This is a genomic window from Legionella stuttgartensis (genome assembly GCF_977063405.2).
Map to the genome: position 1 here is coordinate 68,813 of NZ_CDRUHA020000056.1, position 15,750 is coordinate 84,562.

Here is a 15,750-nt window from a genome sequence, read left to right on the forward strand (position 1 = left end):
CTCCTGCACTCACTCTAAATAATCTTTCAAAACCTGATTGATCGTATTTTGATCAACTGTAATTTGATCAGCCCCATTTCGCAAATCTTTAATACTAATTTGCTTAGTAGCCAGCTCATCTTCACCTAAAACTAAAGCCAATCGAGCCCCGCTTTTATCTGCTTTTTTAAATTGACTTTTAAAACTACCACCGGCCGTATTTACTGATACTTCAATTTCTGGATAATGAGTACGTATCAATTCAGAAATCACGAGAGCTTGTACCACAGCCTCATCATTAGTAGCAATAATATACAACGCATTCTTTTTATTCGTCTGCTTTAGAACACTCAGAGTTTCCATGAGAAGATATATTCTCTCAATGCCTAATGCAAAACCTACTGCAGGTGTTGGATTGCCTCCTAATTGTTCAACTAGTATATCGTATCGGCCTCCAGCACAAACTGTTGCTTGGCTTCCTAGTTTATCAGTTACCCACTCAAAAACAGTATGCCCATAATAGTCAAGCCCTCTAACCAAAACGGGGTTAACTACATAAGGTACCTTTAATGCGTCTAAACCATCACAAAAAGACTGAAAATGTGCTCGACTTTTTTCATCAAGAACATCAATTAGTTTAGGTGCATTAGCCAATAACACCTGCATTTCAGGGTTTTTACTATCTAAAATACGCAACGGATTGCGAGTTAACCTGCGTTTACTGTCTTCATCTAACTGATGTTCATGATCGGTCAAATACTCAACAAGAATTTTTTTATAACGCTGACGCTCTGATAATTCACCTAAGGTATTTACTTGCAACTGTACAAAATCCGCAAAACCTAATTGTTCCCAAAATTTACGGCACATGGAAATTAATTCCAATTCAACCATAGCACCAGGCATACCAAATGCCTCCACACCTAATTGATTGAACTGTCTATATCGTCCTTTCTGTGGCCGTTCATGACGAAACATGGGCCCCATATACCATAGTTTTTGTTGTTGATTGTGTAAGAGCCCATTTTGCAGGCAAGCTCGTACACAACCAGCCGTCCCTTCAGGCCTCAAAGTAATACTATCGCCATTTAAATCATTAAACGTATACATTTCTTTTTCGACTATATCAGTGACTTCACCTATAGTCCGTTTAAATAACTGAGTGCTCTCAATCAGTGGGAAACGTATTTCTTGATAACCGTAACTGGACAGTACACTCACAAAAACTTGTTCGATGGATCGCCATAATGCCGTCGTTTCAGGCAAAATGTCATTCATTCCTCGTATTGCTTGAATTCTCTCAGCCACCAATCTTCTCCAGAGGAGACATTTCCGGTTTAGGATTTAATAAAGATTGCATTTTTGATATATCTGTCAGTTTTAACTCTTGAGTTTCTGTTGCAGGTGTTTGATTTAGTGATAAATCCACAGGGGTACTTTTTGCAGGAAATACCTGCTGGGTATCTCTATTTTTTTGCCACCAAATTCCTACTGCAACAATCACCCCTAAAGCAAATAAAATTGTGAACCAACGAATAATATGTTCTGCTTTATGAGATTCACGTTTACTTTGTTGCCATAGCAGAGCACGGTCTGATTTTTTCTCAACCACAAACTGCTCATTGAATATCGCAAGATATGGTTCAGGTGAAGTTCCTAATAATTTAGCATATGCTCGCAAATACCCTTTAACAAAAACAGGTTCTGGTAACAAATGAAATTCATTACTTTCAATTAACTCGATAATACGTGCCCTTAAATGTAATTTATTGGCAACATACTCAACTGTATACCCTTTTTGTTCACGTATACTAGCAAGTTGTTCCCCTGGATTTTTATGCTCAACTATATTTTCATCCAGCGTGGTTATTGTATTCATTATTTACTCCACTATTGTCGATATTGGAATTCAAATTATTTATGCTTTGCCCATATTCTGCCGCAAGAGTGTATTGTCCGACTTTCTCAGAAACCTCTTTGGCCAGAGATAATAATACTCTGTCATTTAAAATTAAATCAGGGTGCTTTTGTAATAACGCAAAAGCATCTGAATCTTTTCCGCTTTTGATTTCAAGTTTCAGCAATTCATAAAAAGACGCCTTACGCGAAGGATCTTGATTTAGTGCTGTTGTAAAATAAAGCCTAGCTTTGTCTTCATTTGGAACTGAGAGCGCACAAAGGCCGGCATTTTCATAAGCTCCAGCAGTATGCACATACTTTAAATCATTCACAGCTTTTAAAAAGTAACTTTCCGCTTTTTTATAATCGCCTTGTCGACATAAAAAAGCGCCATAGTTATTTAGCTGAGCGCCTCCACTTCCTGCCAATGTAATGGCTTTCAAATAATATTTTTCTGCCTGTTCTAGCTCTTTAGTTTGCTCAAAATAATAGGCCATTGCTGAGTTAACATCAGGTGATGTAGGTTCTTGCTCTAGTGCAGTAAGAATCTTTTTTTTCGCTCTAGGCCTATCTCCTTGCTTTAAATAACCTAGGCCTAACTGTACATTATACGATGCAGCTTTACTCAGATCAGGCTTCTTCAAATTTTGTTTTTCATCTTCTTCATCATGCACACATGCCTGTAAAAACAGACAAGTCATAATAAATAAAAGACAAAACTTTTTTAACACAATATTTCACACTAAGGTTAGAAATGATTGCGCATTATAACCGCTTATAAATAAATTAAAAATGATTTGTCACAAATAATGATTTTATTGAGCGCCAACTAATACCTAAGAACTGAAGCATGCAGCAAAAGCCGGAAATCGGAGATATATTAATTGGGTCCGCTCCGCTGCTCCAGAACTACCCTCATTTTTCTACGGCGTGCTGCCCCTGATCTTTTTTGGGCACAAAGTGCAACTTTTGCCATCTTTGAGAGCGACTTGTTCTGTCCTTGACCTCCCCTGCTAATTGACCACATGCTGCATCGATATCATCACCTCGTGTTTTACGAGTAATGGTGTTAATACCATGAGCTATTAATTTATCTCTAAATGCATCAATTGCTGCTTGAGGCGAGCGCTCATATTGTGTCATCGGAAAAGGATTAAAAGGAATTAAATTGACTTTTGATGGAATATTACGCAATAACTTAATTAATTGATTCGCATGTTCGGGTTGATCATTTACCCCCTTTAGCATTACATACTCAAAAGTTACCTTTCTTCGAGGTTCATTTTTAAAATAGGTTTTGCATAAAGCCATCAATTGCGCCAAAGGATATTTCTTATTTATAGGAACAAGTACATTTCGAAGTTCATCTGTAGGTGCATGTAATGAAACAGCTAAGGCCACAGGGCTCACTTCTCTTAAACGTTCCAGATCGGGTAAAACTCCAGAGGTACTTAAAGTAACACGGCGTTTTGATAATCCATAAGCAAAATCATCCATCATAATATCCATGGCTGATACCACATTATCAAAATTTAGTAAGGGTTCCCCCATACCCATCATCACCACATTAGTGACTCTTTTGTCGTGTGCACCTTCTTGTTGTGATAATTCACGTGCAGCCAACCATACTTGACCAATAATTTCTCCAGTGGATAAATTACGATTGAAACCTTGTTTTGCAGTAGAACAAAAAGAACAGTTTAATGCGCACCCCACCTGCGAGGACACACATAAAGTCCCTCGATTGGTTTCGGGAATGAATACGGTCTCGATGCAGTTACCGCAGTCCAGCTTCAAAAGCCATTTATGGGTACCATCATTTGATTTTTGACAGGCGACTATTTCAGGTAGTTTAATGCAAGAAAGTTGGGTCAATTTTTCTCTTAACGTCTTGCTAAGATTGGTCATTTTTGTGAAATCAGTAAAACCCGCCTGATGAATCCACTGTATTAGCTGTTGCGCCCTATAGGGTTGTTCACCCCAGCTATTGAGTAATTCACGCATTTGTTGATAGTTATAATCGAGCAGATTTACTTTTTGTACAGTCATTTTTACTCCTAATTTAATGACAAAGGATAAAAAATACCATTGGAGCGTACTATAACCTGGTTAGGCGTAGAAGATAATCTATTCCACTACGCATCACCCAGGCTACTTTATACGTGTCATTAAATGTCAAAAAACCAGTTCTTATCGTACACAAATTTCATGTGGTTCAAAAAAGAAGGCAATTTCACGAGCCGCATTTTCAAGACTATCAGAACCATGTACTGCGTTAGCATCAATACTATCTGCGAAATCAGCACGTATGGTTCCAGGAGCAGCTTCTTTGGGGTTTGTTGCACCCATGATGTCTCTGTTTTTCATTACTGCATTTTCACCATGTAATGCCTGAACCATGACGGGACCTGAAATCATGAACTCAACCAAATCCTTGAAGAAAGGACGTGCACGATGAATGTCATAAAAACTTTCTGCTTGTTCACGAGAAAGTTGCATCATTTTTGCAGCAACTATGTTTAGACCAGCGCTTTCAAAACGAGTATAGATTTGACCAATAACAGATTTAGCTACTGCATCGGGTTTAATAATTGACAATGTTGTTTCTTTTGTCATCACGCACTCCATAGGGGTTTAGTTAAAGTGCAATATTATACATGAAATCCAAGCTATATGGCTAATATAAATTCATTTAAAGTCATTATAGTTTTCATAAATAGAGTAGAACCCAGAGACACACCCATATCATTTCAGAAACCGTTTGTTTTTCTTGCATAACTATTCTAATGAACCAATAGTTTTATCAAAATATAAAGGCTCTCTATTAATAGCATCTTGTTCGGGATCAATTTTGTATTCAGGTAATGATTTCATTAACTCAATAACCCGAAGAATTGTCTCATAAAAGAGAGTTCGGTAAGAATTAGCTGCTCGACTTAACTCTTCCGTTTGCGCTACAAAATCACTGATTTGCTCATCAAAATCCATATCAATTAGCAAAATTTCGGACAATATCATAGCCATTTTTCTCTTTAAATCTTCAGAAAGCGAAGTCTTAAGAACCTCGTTCATTTTCTCTATAAAAAGATATTGGTTGCTTTGTACCTCAGATATGTTGCAATAAATTAGTGCATGGTTAATTGCCTGTCGAATTTTACTTTTTTTCTCTGAAACACCGTCACTTTTTAGTAAGGTTCTCAATGTAGTAATCGCTTTTTCTATTTCCGTATTAAATGTTTGAGTCATTCTTATCAACGCAGCCTGACTATTAGCAATCAAATAATCATGTTGCCCTTGCACAGTATGGAACTCATCGCCAAGAGTAACTAATCGTTGTCGTTCATTTTCTAGATCCTCACGGGTTGAAGCACCTTGGGCCTCCTCACCTTTAGAGTTTTCTCCAGATAATAAATAATCAATAAATAATTTTTGTGTATAAACATGATAATCATTCGCTTGTTGTAGGACGATACCATTGAGTACGCTTTTTAGTGGAACCCGTAACATTCGATGATAAAAACTATATGGGCATTTAATTGCTTCTACTAGTTCACTTTGTGCTAAATTGACTTTGTATCTGCCTAGTATACGTTCCGCTGTGATTACTCCGTAAGTTGAAAACCAGTGACTTAATTCATTATCAGCTTCTTCCCCGTTCATATTTCATCCAATTTAAATGTTCAAAATATTAACCTTGTTTACAATCCTTTAGAGTAAATCTAATTTTTTTTATGTTACATAGCGACAAAGCGTAGTATACATGGGTACCAATCGAAGATAATCAAACCCTTAGGGCCAAAATAGTAGAATTGTAAAAAGGTCCTATGATATAAGACAATTTATTCGATAAGTATAGTGTATTTCGCAGATGTTAAAACGATTAGATACTGATTTACAATTATTAAATGACTTTCTTCAAGTAAAAACTCCGCAAATATGGTTGGATTATGCTGCCGACCATATACCTCTGTTATTAATTGACCATGCTCATTGTGAACGAAAGGCAGCTGCAACTGCAATTAATTTTATGAGCAAATATCCGGAAAAAAGAGAATTGGTTGATGTGATGTCTCCTTTGGCTCGTGAAGAGTTACTTCATTTCGAAAAAGTCATTAACTTTATGTCGAACAAAGGTATTGAATTTTGTCCCTTGCAACCATCAGGATATGCAACTCAGATGCATAAACACGTTACGAACAGAAATGTTCTTCAACGCTTATGTGATCAATTGATTATTGGTGCCATTATTGAAGCCCGTTCTTGTGAGCGTTTTCATGCCATTATACCCTATCTCCAAGATCAGGATTTGGTAAAGTTTTACCGTACTTTAATTAAATCAGAAGCGCGTCATTTTGAAGACTATCTGCGGCTTGCGAAATTATATGGAGGAGATATAGAACAGCGTTTACAGTTGTTTTTATCTATAGAAAATAATTTTATTTTGTCTATTGATACGGTATTTCGCTTCCATAGCGGAATACCGCAAATTCAATAAAAATTAAGATAACATTCTCAAATTATGGAGGAGTAGGAGTAGAATGTAATTCTTGTTGCTCCTCATACTTTAAGTTGGCATTATCTTTTAAGAATTTAGATAAACTCGTTTCTGGATTAGCGTTCAATCTATTGAACGTATCCTCATCCAATACAGCGCCACTCGCATAGTGTTCAAATTCTCCTGGTTTGTTTTGAACCGTGGCATAATCATTTTCAGCTAACCAAAGGGCAACCATTGATTTAAATGCTTGATTAGCCTCATTAGTTTTATCGAGTGGAATGCCGTCAGAGCGTGTTAAATCAGCTATATCAACTTTTCCATCTTTAAATTTAACTTTATGTTCTAGAGTAGGTAACTGAAGATCTCCATCTCCTTTGATTGCATGGAGCATCTTACTTTTGACCTCAGTGTATTTATCCCCTGCACCATGGATTGCACTGCCAAGAAGCTTGGTGGCCGTCCAGCTATCTTCCTTGGGATTCTTAGCCATATCCCATCCTTCTCCTGCAACTTGTTCTACTGAGATATTGACTGTTGTATTCGCCTCTTTAAGCAAATTTAACAAAGACATCATATTAGAACGCCAGTCATTAAATGCGTCTTGTTTTGAATTAATTACGTCTTCAACCACTTGATCCAACTCCTCCCAGTGAGTTGTTTCTTTCCCTGTACGTTTGCTGGTCATTCGATGTTTATTTCTTAGCTCATCCATTGATTTGGCATATCTCATCTGCTCTTCTTTACGTTTCTCAGCAATATAAGCATCCAGATCTTGTTTATTTTTTTGTTCTCGAATATCAGCCATTCCCTTAGCGGAACGTTCATTCAAATCCTTCATTTCTGTATCTATTTGGTCTTTATTTTTAGCCGCCATAACCTGCTTCTCCACGAAAATCAAAAGTGGGCAAAATAGAGCCCTTTTGTATGATCATAACACAATAACTGGGGTTTGTCATCCCAATCACTCAGAACATAACGTACTAGTTTTTGCGAGTTTTTTTGATAACATGTTATGCCTGGTTTATGGGTATGACCATGTATTAATTGTCTCACTTGATAGTGTAACATATGGTCAACTACAACTTCAGCAACTACATCCATTTCCTCTAGGGATTTGTTTTGATTCATTTGACTACGATACCGCACTTGATTTACTAATCGTTTACGATAGTTCAATGGTAAACTTAAAAATATGGTAGAAAAGATTTTGTTTCGGGTTAAAAAACGAAAACGCTGATGAGGTATATCTTTAGTGCAATATCGATCTCCGTGAACCAAAAGAACTTTTTCTTGGCCCAATTGAATTAATGTGGGCTCAGGTAAAATTGTCCATCCAGCCATATTCGCAAAGTTTTTTCCTAATAGAAAATCACGATTTCCATGCATATAAAACACGTTAATTTCTTGTTTTTTCAGGGAATATAACTGATAAGCAATCGCTTTGCTCCAATCATCGGCTGTATCATCCCCTGCCCATGCATGAAAGAAATCACCCAGGATATAAATATTTTTGACTGAATCCCTGGTCCATTCGAGAAATTGATTAAAACGTTCCTGAATGGCCTGATCTTCAGGGTGTAAATGAAGATCAGAAATAAAAACAGCTTCTATCATAAAGGCTCGATATGTATATGCTCATCCAATAAATAAATCTGACAGGGGCCATTATAAGGTTCGATCGCATCACTTAAGCGATAAAAACCAGCAATTGATACTAATTCAGCCTCAAGTGATTGACAAAAAATCCGTGCCTCTTTATCACCTGAAATTCCGGCCAAAGCTCTTCCTCTTAGAGCTCCATATACATGGATACAACCATCAGCCAATAATTCAGCACCATGACTTACTGAAGAAGTTACTACAAGATCAGCACCTTTTGCTACAACTTGCTGCCCCGAACGAACAGGGGTAGTAATTAATTTTGATTTTGTTGTTTCATGATGATTATTTTCAATTGGTCGCTCGATAATAGGTTTATCTTGGGTTGAAGAAGCATGTAGAACAGCTAACCCATGACATTGGGCTAGGGTGTTATGTAATATACTTCCTCCCTGGAGGGCAACAGGAATCATGCCGTGAGAACGGGCAAGCTGCAGTAAAGCCTGCAAATCAAACTCTATTTGTTGTACTGCAGATAAATCAAAAACAACAGGCGTATGCTCAAATAATTTAGGAGCTTTAGCAATAGTATCATCAAGCTGATGCCCAAAAGCCTCAGGATTCGTATTTAATACTTGTAATACAGTAAATGTATAAAGACGACCTTTTAATTTAAATGCTTGAGTTTGTGTTGTATTTTCACTCATGAGTATGATATCCATAACGAATATTTTTGTTTATACTAACATGTGAAAACCAATAACAGAAGGATATTAAGGTGGATAAACGGTGGTTTGAACAATATCAGAAAGGAGTTCCCCATGAAATTGACTCAAGTCAATATTCTTCCCTCGTAGATTTGTTTAAAGAATCCTGCACGCTTCATGCTAAAAAAACCTCTTATAGCAATATGGGAAGTAGTATTACTTTTGGCGAACTGGATGAGTTAAGTCGAGATTTTGCTGCCTATCTGCAACAGCTTAAATTGGATAAAGGAACTCGAATAGCAATCATGCTTCCGAATGTTCTTCAATACCCCATAGCTCTGTTTGGCATCTTACGCGCAGGGTATGTTGTTGTTAATACAAATCCACTTTATACCACGGACGAGCTTATTCATCAGTTGAATGACTCTGGAGCCGAAGTGATTGTTGTGCTGGCCAATTTTGCAAAAACTGTCGAAAAGGGATTAAATTCCATTCCGACATTAAAACATGTCATCGTAACTGAAATAGCTGATCTCTTCCCAACACCGAAACGACTCATTATTAATTCCATTATTAAATATGTTAAAAAAATGGTACCCGCTTATAGTATTCCTCATGCGGTAGCCTTTAACTATGCTTTACTTGAGGGAAAACAAGCGCCTTTACATCATGTAGAGTTAAATCATGATGATATTGCTTTTTTGCAATATACCGGAGGTACAACAGGAGTCGCAAAGGGTGCGATTTTAACTCATGGCAATATGATCTCTAATGTCTTGCAAGCCGATGCATGGATTAAGCCTGTTATAGGTACAGATGGCAGTGATATCATTGTTACAGCAATTCCTCTTTATCACGTCTTCTCACTCACCGCTAATTGTTTGACCTTCTTAAAAGAAGGAGCAAAAAATGTGCTTATTACAAATCCTCGTGATATGGGACATTTTATCAAAGAAATCAAAAAAGTAGGCTTCACAGCAATTACAGGTGTCAATACTCTGTTTAATGGTTTATTAAACCATCCCAAATTTAAGGAAGTTGATTTTAGCAAACTAAAAATTTCACTTGCCGGAGGTATGGCGCTGCAAAAAAGTGTGGCTCTTAAATGGCGTGAGGTTACTAAAACACCTGTATTAGAAGCTTACGGGTTAACTGAAACTAGTCCCGCTGCCATCATGAATCCCATGAATCTGACCGAATATACTGGAAGTATAGGCGTACCCATTCCTTCTACTGATGTCGTTATTCTTGATGATGAAGAGCATGAAGTACCTATAGGAACTAGTGGAGAGATATGCATTAAAGGTCCTCAAGTAACTCCAGGATATTGGAAACGACCCGATGAAACTGCTTTAGTATTCACTAAAAATGGCTACTTAAAAACAGGTGACATCGGTAAAATGGATGAAGAAGGCTTTATTTATTTGGTCGATCGCAAAAAAGATATGTTACTCGTATCAGGATTTAATGTTTATCCTAATGAGGTGGAGCAAGTAATTGCAATGCATCCAGGTGTTTTAGAAGTTGGGGTAGTTGGGGTTTATGATAAGGAATCTGGTGAACGTGTTAAAGCATGCGTTGTAAAAAAAGATCCTGAGTTAACCGAAGAACAAGTTATTGCATATTGCAGAGAACATCTAACTGCTTATAAAGTTCCTAAAATTGTGGAGTTCTATGATGAGCTTCCCAAAACCAATGTAGGAAAAATTCTTCGTCGAGCACTTAAGGATTCTCATTCTACATCTCCTAGCCATCCCGAGAAAAAACCAGCAGTTGCAATATAACACGTGGCCCCGGGGGATGGCACCAGCCTCCACCCGGACCTCTAACTAATCAGAGCGTTTGTTCACTACTTTTGTTTAACCAATTGTTTCATTATGCGAGCTGTTGCTCCCCACACCCAATCCTTATTCGCAGTAAACTCACAAGTGACATAATTGCGACCGCCGCGCTCAACCCTAAAATCTTTATAATTTTTAGCATCTTGTACTAGTGTCATTGGGATTGATATTAAACGTGCTACTTCATGAACATTTAATTGATAGGGTTGAACAGACTCAATGCTTGCAAACCAAGGATGAATAATACTTCCCAATAGTGTTCTTTGTGTATCCAATTCTTTAATTAGGGTTACACGTTCTGGGGAAATACCTAACTCTTCATACAATTCTCTAAGTGCGGTACCATAATAATTCTCATCCCCCTCTTCCCATATACCACCAGGAAAACAAATTTCTCCAGGATGAGTGCGCAATTGATCACTGCGTTGGGTTAAAATTAATGAGTCAGATAATTTCTCATACAAAACAACTACTGCCGAATGCATAAGTTTTTTCCCTTTAAAATCATTTAAGTCCATTAATAACCGCTGCTATTTTAATAAAACATTCACGATATTCATCTTCACAGTTTGAGTCAATAACTATTCCACCGCCAGCAGCTAAATGCAAAATATTATCTTTAGCCGTCATCGTTCGAATCGCAATATTCGTATCAAACCGCCCATGTCGTGAAAAATAGCCTATAGACCCGCAATAAATTCCTCGCGCATAAGATTCATGCTCGTTAATAATTCGCATGGATTCTATTTTGGGTGCTCCGGTAATCGAACCACCCGGAAAACAAGACAAAAAAGCTTCAAATGGCAAAATGGTGGGCAAACATTGAGCTTCAACTGTACTTACTAAATGATGAACTGAATTATAACTTTGCACCTCACATAAATCAGTTACCTTAACTGAACCAGGTTGTGCAATTTTCCCCAGATCATTTCTCAATAAATCAACTATCATTACATTCTCAGCTCGATTTTTTTCACAAGATGTTAATTTATTTTTTAATCGCTCATCTTCAATATCATTTTTGGATCGACCAATTGTTCCTTTAATAGGCGATGTAGTTAATTTACCTGCGTCATAAAAAAGAAAACGCTCCGGTGAAAAACTTAAAATATCAGCATCGGCAGTTCTTAGAAAGGCTGCAAAAGGTACAGGGTTTTTCATACAGATTTTTTTATAAAAAGCCCAGCTATTTCCCTCATAAGCAGCATGAAATGGTTGAGTAAGATTGACCTGGTAACTTCGTCCCTCTTTTAAAAATTGATATATGGAAGAAAACGCTTTCATGTAATCCTGTTTGCTCATCAAAGAAGTAAAATCACTTTTAATGTTTGCATCACAAGACTGTTTCGTATCGGTATTCCATAATGTCAATACTTCTTCCACTACCTTGTGAGTGGATTGGAGCGTATTTGCTGCGAATAATGTTATGTTTTTCTGATTATGATCTACAATAATTGCCCAATCATATAATCCAAAGTTCAACAAGGGCATATTCTCTAATGTAGGTTGTCTACAAGAGTCTATCCCTAATAACTTTGCACCAAGATCATAAGAAATATAACCAAGAGCACCACCTTGAAAAGGAAGATCCGCTACGGAAGGTATTGGCGATAAGATTTCGCTGATTTTCTTTAATAAACCCGGAAAATCATGAGAATTTTGATCGATTTCAATAGAATCATAAGGATAAGCACTGATAATATCATAACGTCCATGAAAGCGATCTGTACTCTCAAGAAGAACAAAACCAGGTAAATGGTGCAATTTTTGATAGTACTCATGTAATGAATCGTGATACTCCAGTGAATATAATACAATTTGACTCAAAATATTCCTCTTTACTAATTATTATAAATCTTACTTCAATCTAGGCCGGACAAAGCACAACGCAACCCAGGAGATTAATATTTTAGACCTTTCCTTGGTTCCGCTACGCCTCATCCAGGGCTACAAGTTTCTTACTTATTCTCTGGTTTTTGAATTAATTTGTGAGTATGCTATGCAAACGCTTTATTGACAAGGAGCCTTATATGTCAACAGTTGCTCAATTTGATATTACATATACTCAGTTTTTAAATGAACATGGAAAATTGGTCGGTCAATTACCCCTTTTTGCCCATGATCATGCGGTGCTTAAAGAACTATATAAAATCATGGTTCTTACACGAACATTTGATAAAAAAGCAATTGCTTTGCAGCGAACTGGTAAAATGGGAACTTACGCCCCGATTAATGGACAAGAAGCAATTTCAGCAGCTATAGGTCATGCAATGCGTCCTGAAGACGTGTTTGTTCCCTATTATCGAGATTATGCTGCTCAATTTCAACGCGGCGTAAAAATGTCTGAAATTTTGGCATTCTGGGGTGGCGATGAACGTGGCAGCCAGTATTCATGCAATTCAGAAGACTTACCTATATGTGTACCTATCGCCTCTCAGTGCTTGCATGCAGCGGGAGTCGCATTTGCATTCCAATACAGAAATCAACCACGTGTTGCTGTCGTATGCCTTGGTGAAGGGGGGACTTCAGAAGGAGATTTTTACGAAGCAATGAATGTTGCAGGTACTTGGAAGTTACCTGTTGTCTTTATAGTTAATAACAACCAATGGGCTATTTCTGTCCCTCGAGATCAACAAACTGGTACACAAACGATTGCCCAGAAAGCTATAGCGGCTGGTTTTACAGGGATGCAAATTGATGGAAATGACATTCTAGCAACAAGACAGGTAATTGGCGATGCGATAGAAAAAGCTCGCCGTGGTGAAGGACCAACTTTAATTGAAGCCCTATCTTACCGTTTATCAGATCATACTACTGCTGATGATGCGACACGGTATCAACCATGTCAGGAAGTTGAAAAGGCAAAACCGAAAGAACCTATCTCACGATTTAAAGAGTTTCTTACAGAACAAAAGATCTGGAATGCGCAAGATGAGGAAAATTTAGTAATCCAATGTTCTAAAGAGGTAGAAGAAGCCGTTAATGAATATTTAAGTATGAAGACACAACCGATTAGTAGCATTTTTGATTATCATTATGCAGAACTACCTGAATATTTAGTGGAACAACGTGCAATAGCTATGGAGGAAGCAACTCATGCCTGATATTACTTTAATCGAGGCAGTAACTCAGGCTTTGGCTTATGAGTTAGCTCATGATGAAAATGTCGTGGTTTTTGGAGAAGATGTCGGTAAAAATGGAGGTGTCTTCCGTGCCACAGTAGGATTACAAGAGCGATTCGGAGAAAAACGAGTTTTTGATACTCCTCTGGCAGAGTCAATGATTGCTGGATTAGCAATTGGTATGTCAATACAGGGTCTAAAACCTGTAGCCGAATTCCAATTTATGGGATTTATCTATCCAGCAATGAACCAAATTATTTCTCATGCGGCGCGAATGCGTAATAGAACTCGTGGGCGACTGCATTGTCCGCTCGTTTTTAGAGCCCCTTTTGGTGGTGGTATTCGTGCTCCTGAACACCATTCAGAAAGTACTGAAGCATTATTTGCTCACATTCCTGGTTTACAGGTAGTGATCCCCTCCTCTCCACGACGTGCTTATGGCTTGCTTTTAGCTGCTCTTCGTAATCCTGATCCAGTAATTTTTCTTGAACCAAAGCGAATTTATCGTTTGGTTAAACAGCCTGTTGAAGATAATGGAGAAGCTCTTCCTCTAGGCAAATGTTTTACTTTGCAACAAGGGGATGACGTCACTTTAGTAAGTTGGGGTGCTAGTATTCACGAAACACAACAAGCAGCGAAACAATTGGGTGACGAAGGAATTTCATGCGAAGTAATTGATGTAGCAACAATTAAACCACTAGATATCGAGACAATTTTAGCCTCAGTAGAGAAAACGGGGCGTTGTGTTATCGTTCATGAGGGAGCAAAAACTTGTGGAGTGGGTGCCGAAATTTCAGCACAGATTATGGAAAATTCTATGTCTGATTTAATGGCTCCAGTTCAACGGGTGACTGGATATGATACGGTAATGCCGTATTTCCAATTGGAAAAACAATACATACCCAGTGTTACACGTATTAAAAACAGCGTTATGAGCATAATGGAGTAATAATGAATATATTCAATCTACCTGATTTGGGTGAAGGTCTACCGGATGCAGAGATTCATGAATGGTTTGTCAAAGAAGGTGATAAAGTCATAGCAGATCAACCTTTGGTTTCTATGGAAACTGCAAAAGCAGTAGTTGATGTACCCTGTCCTCAGTCTGGAACTATTAGCAAATTATACGGTAAACCTGGAGATGTAATTAAAACGGGGGAGCCCTTGGTAGCTTTTGAATCAACCAGTGCCAAAACTGCAGATAAAGGAACCGTTGTCGGTAACTTAGAAGAAAGCAGTGAAGTTTTTGAAGATAACTTCACCATTGGTGCCCAACATGGTACAAGAAATCGTATCAGGACAACACCAGCTGTTAAAATGCTTGCTAAAAAATTGGGGGTTGATTTATCTACAGTTAAAGGAACTGGCGAATTTGGTGTCATTACTCGTACTGATGTTCAAGCGCAAGCAGATAAAAACTCTGAAGTTCCTGCGGGTTTTGAGCCCCTGCGCGGAGTAAGACGCGCAATGCTCAACAGCATGGTTCAATCACACGCCGAAGTAGTTCCGGTAAGTATCTTTGATGAAGCAGATATTAGTACTTGGAAGCCTGGTACCGATATTACCGTTCGCCTTGTCCGAGCAATGATCAACGCTGCTAACAAAGAACCTGCATTAAATGCATGGTTTGATACAAAACATAGTGCACGCCAATGTTTTGAGCAGGTACACCTCGGATTAGCCATGGATAATGAAGAAGGTTTGTTTGTACCTGTTATTCATGATGCAGCAAAACTTTCCGATGCCGATCTACGAAAAGTAATTAATGATTTTAAAAAATCAGTAAGTAATCGAGAAATTACTGCAGATAAATTGAAAGGAGCAACGATAACTCTTTCTAATTTTGGAAAGTTTGCTGGTCGTTTTGCAAGTCCGATTATTGTTCCCCCAATGGTTGCCATTTTAGCTGTAGGTAGGCTCTATCAAGGAGCAGTTGTCAATAGTACGGGGAATGTTGAAGCTCACAACATACTTCCCCTATCACTAAGCTTTGACCATAGAGCAGTCACTGGAGGCGAAGCCACTCGTTTCTTAGGTGCAGTGATGGAATCATTACAAAAGGAATAAGAGGAAAATCCTCTCCCCTGAGGGAGAGGGTTTAGTTG

Annotated in this window: 16 protein-coding genes; 5 read left to right on the forward strand and 11 right to left on the reverse strand. The window is 37.9% G+C overall.

The genetic code is table 11. The annotated features are described in order from the left end of the window. Positions 1-9: 9 nt before the first annotated feature. The 6 genes from hisS to ACWTEW_RS14630 form a co-directional block, all read right to left on the reverse strand. Positions 10-1,290, reverse strand: a complete 1,281-nt coding sequence (gene hisS, locus ACWTEW_RS14605) for a histidine--tRNA ligase (RefSeq protein ID WP_454782385.1) — start codon at positions 1,288-1,290, stop codon at positions 10-12. Further along, on the reverse strand, positions 1,280-1,858 hold the full coding sequence (locus ACWTEW_RS14610; protein WP_454782386.1) for a helix-turn-helix domain-containing protein: 579 nt from the start codon (positions 1,856-1,858) through the stop codon (positions 1,280-1,282). The genes hisS and ACWTEW_RS14610 overlap by 11 nt, the downstream gene beginning before the upstream one ends. Continuing rightward, positions 1,833-2,609, reverse strand: a complete 777-nt coding sequence (pilW, locus tag ACWTEW_RS14615) for a type IV pilus biogenesis/stability protein PilW (RefSeq protein WP_454782387.1) — start codon at positions 2,607-2,609, stop codon at positions 1,833-1,835. The genes ACWTEW_RS14610 and pilW overlap by 26 nt, the downstream gene beginning before the upstream one ends. A 184-nt stretch (positions 2,610-2,793) precedes the next feature. Continuing rightward, positions 2,794-3,927 (reverse strand): dual-specificity RNA methyltransferase RlmN, encoded by a 1,134-nt coding sequence (gene rlmN, locus ACWTEW_RS14620; RefSeq protein ID WP_454782388.1) that lies wholly within the window; start codon positions 3,925-3,927, stop codon positions 2,794-2,796. 141 nt (positions 3,928-4,068) lie between these two features. Further along, on the reverse strand, positions 4,069-4,494 hold the full coding sequence (ndk, locus tag ACWTEW_RS14625; RefSeq protein WP_454782389.1) for a nucleoside-diphosphate kinase: 426 nt from the start codon (positions 4,492-4,494) through the stop codon (positions 4,069-4,071). A gap of 162 nt (positions 4,495-4,656) precedes the next feature. After that, on the reverse strand, positions 4,657-5,538 hold the full coding sequence (locus tag ACWTEW_RS14630) for a hypothetical protein (protein WP_454782390.1): 882 nt from the start codon (positions 5,536-5,538) through the stop codon (positions 4,657-4,659). Positions 5,539-5,746: 208 nt separating this feature from the next. Between ACWTEW_RS14630 and ACWTEW_RS14635 the strand changes: the two genes are divergently transcribed. Continuing rightward, on the forward strand, positions 5,747-6,373 hold the full coding sequence (locus ACWTEW_RS14635; RefSeq protein ID WP_454782391.1) for a MiaE family protein: 627 nt from the start codon (positions 5,747-5,749) through the stop codon (positions 6,371-6,373). A 22-nt stretch (positions 6,374-6,395) separates the two neighbouring features. Here the strand turns inward: ACWTEW_RS14635 and ACWTEW_RS14640 are convergent, their stop codons facing one another. The 3 genes from ACWTEW_RS14640 to minC are packed head-to-tail and all read right to left on the reverse strand — an operon-like array spanning position 6,396 to position 8,682. Beyond that, entirely contained in the window at positions 6,396-7,250 is an 855-nt protein-coding gene (locus tag ACWTEW_RS14640; protein WP_454782392.1) for a hypothetical protein, read from the reverse strand. A 20-nt stretch (positions 7,251-7,270) separates the two neighbouring features. Then, the gene (locus ACWTEW_RS14645) at positions 7,271-7,990 is read right to left on the reverse strand and encodes a UDP-2,3-diacylglucosamine diphosphatase (protein WP_454782393.1); all 720 of its coding nucleotides are present in this window, start codon (positions 7,988-7,990) and stop codon (positions 7,271-7,273) included. After that, positions 7,987-8,682, reverse strand: a complete 696-nt coding sequence (minC, locus tag ACWTEW_RS14650) for a septum site-determining protein MinC (RefSeq protein ID WP_454782394.1) — start codon at positions 8,680-8,682, stop codon at positions 7,987-7,989. The genes ACWTEW_RS14645 and minC overlap by 4 nt, the downstream gene beginning before the upstream one ends. A 71-nt stretch (positions 8,683-8,753) precedes the next feature. Between minC and ACWTEW_RS14655 the strand changes: the two genes are divergently transcribed. Beyond that, entirely contained in the window at positions 8,754-10,466 is a 1,713-nt protein-coding gene (locus ACWTEW_RS14655; RefSeq protein ID WP_454782395.1) for an AMP-binding protein, read from the forward strand. Positions 10,467-10,531: 65 nt separating this feature from the next. On the opposite strand, the gene ACWTEW_RS14660 is transcribed toward ACWTEW_RS14655, so the two are convergent. Further along, on the reverse strand, positions 10,532-11,041 hold the full coding sequence (locus ACWTEW_RS14660; RefSeq protein WP_454782396.1) for an NUDIX hydrolase: 510 nt from the start codon (positions 11,039-11,041) through the stop codon (positions 10,532-10,534). After that, complete coding sequence (pabB, locus tag ACWTEW_RS14665; protein ID WP_454782397.1) at positions 11,028-12,350, reverse strand: aminodeoxychorismate synthase component I; 1,323 nt, start codon at positions 12,348-12,350, stop codon at positions 11,028-11,030. Before pabB ends, ACWTEW_RS14660 begins: the two co-directional genes overlap by 14 nt. A gap of 203 nt (positions 12,351-12,553) precedes the next feature. On the opposite strand from pabB, the gene pdhA reads away from it, so the two are divergent. The 3 genes from pdhA to ACWTEW_RS14680 are packed head-to-tail and all read left to right on the forward strand — an operon-like array spanning position 12,554 to position 15,712. Beyond that, a complete protein-coding gene (gene pdhA, locus ACWTEW_RS14670) occupies positions 12,554-13,627 on the forward strand; it encodes a pyruvate dehydrogenase (acetyl-transferring) E1 component subunit alpha (RefSeq protein WP_454782398.1) in 1,074 nt (357 codons plus the stop codon). Beyond that, complete coding sequence (locus ACWTEW_RS14675) at positions 13,620-14,594, forward strand: alpha-ketoacid dehydrogenase subunit beta (protein ID WP_454782399.1); 975 nt, start codon at positions 13,620-13,622, stop codon at positions 14,592-14,594. Before pdhA ends, ACWTEW_RS14675 begins: the two co-directional genes overlap by 8 nt. A gap of 2 nt (positions 14,595-14,596) precedes the next feature. Then, the gene (locus ACWTEW_RS14680; protein ID WP_454782400.1) at positions 14,597-15,712 is read left to right on the forward strand and encodes a dihydrolipoamide acetyltransferase family protein; all 1,116 of its coding nucleotides are present in this window, start codon (positions 14,597-14,599) and stop codon (positions 15,710-15,712) included. Positions 15,713-15,750: the final 38 nt, after the last annotated feature.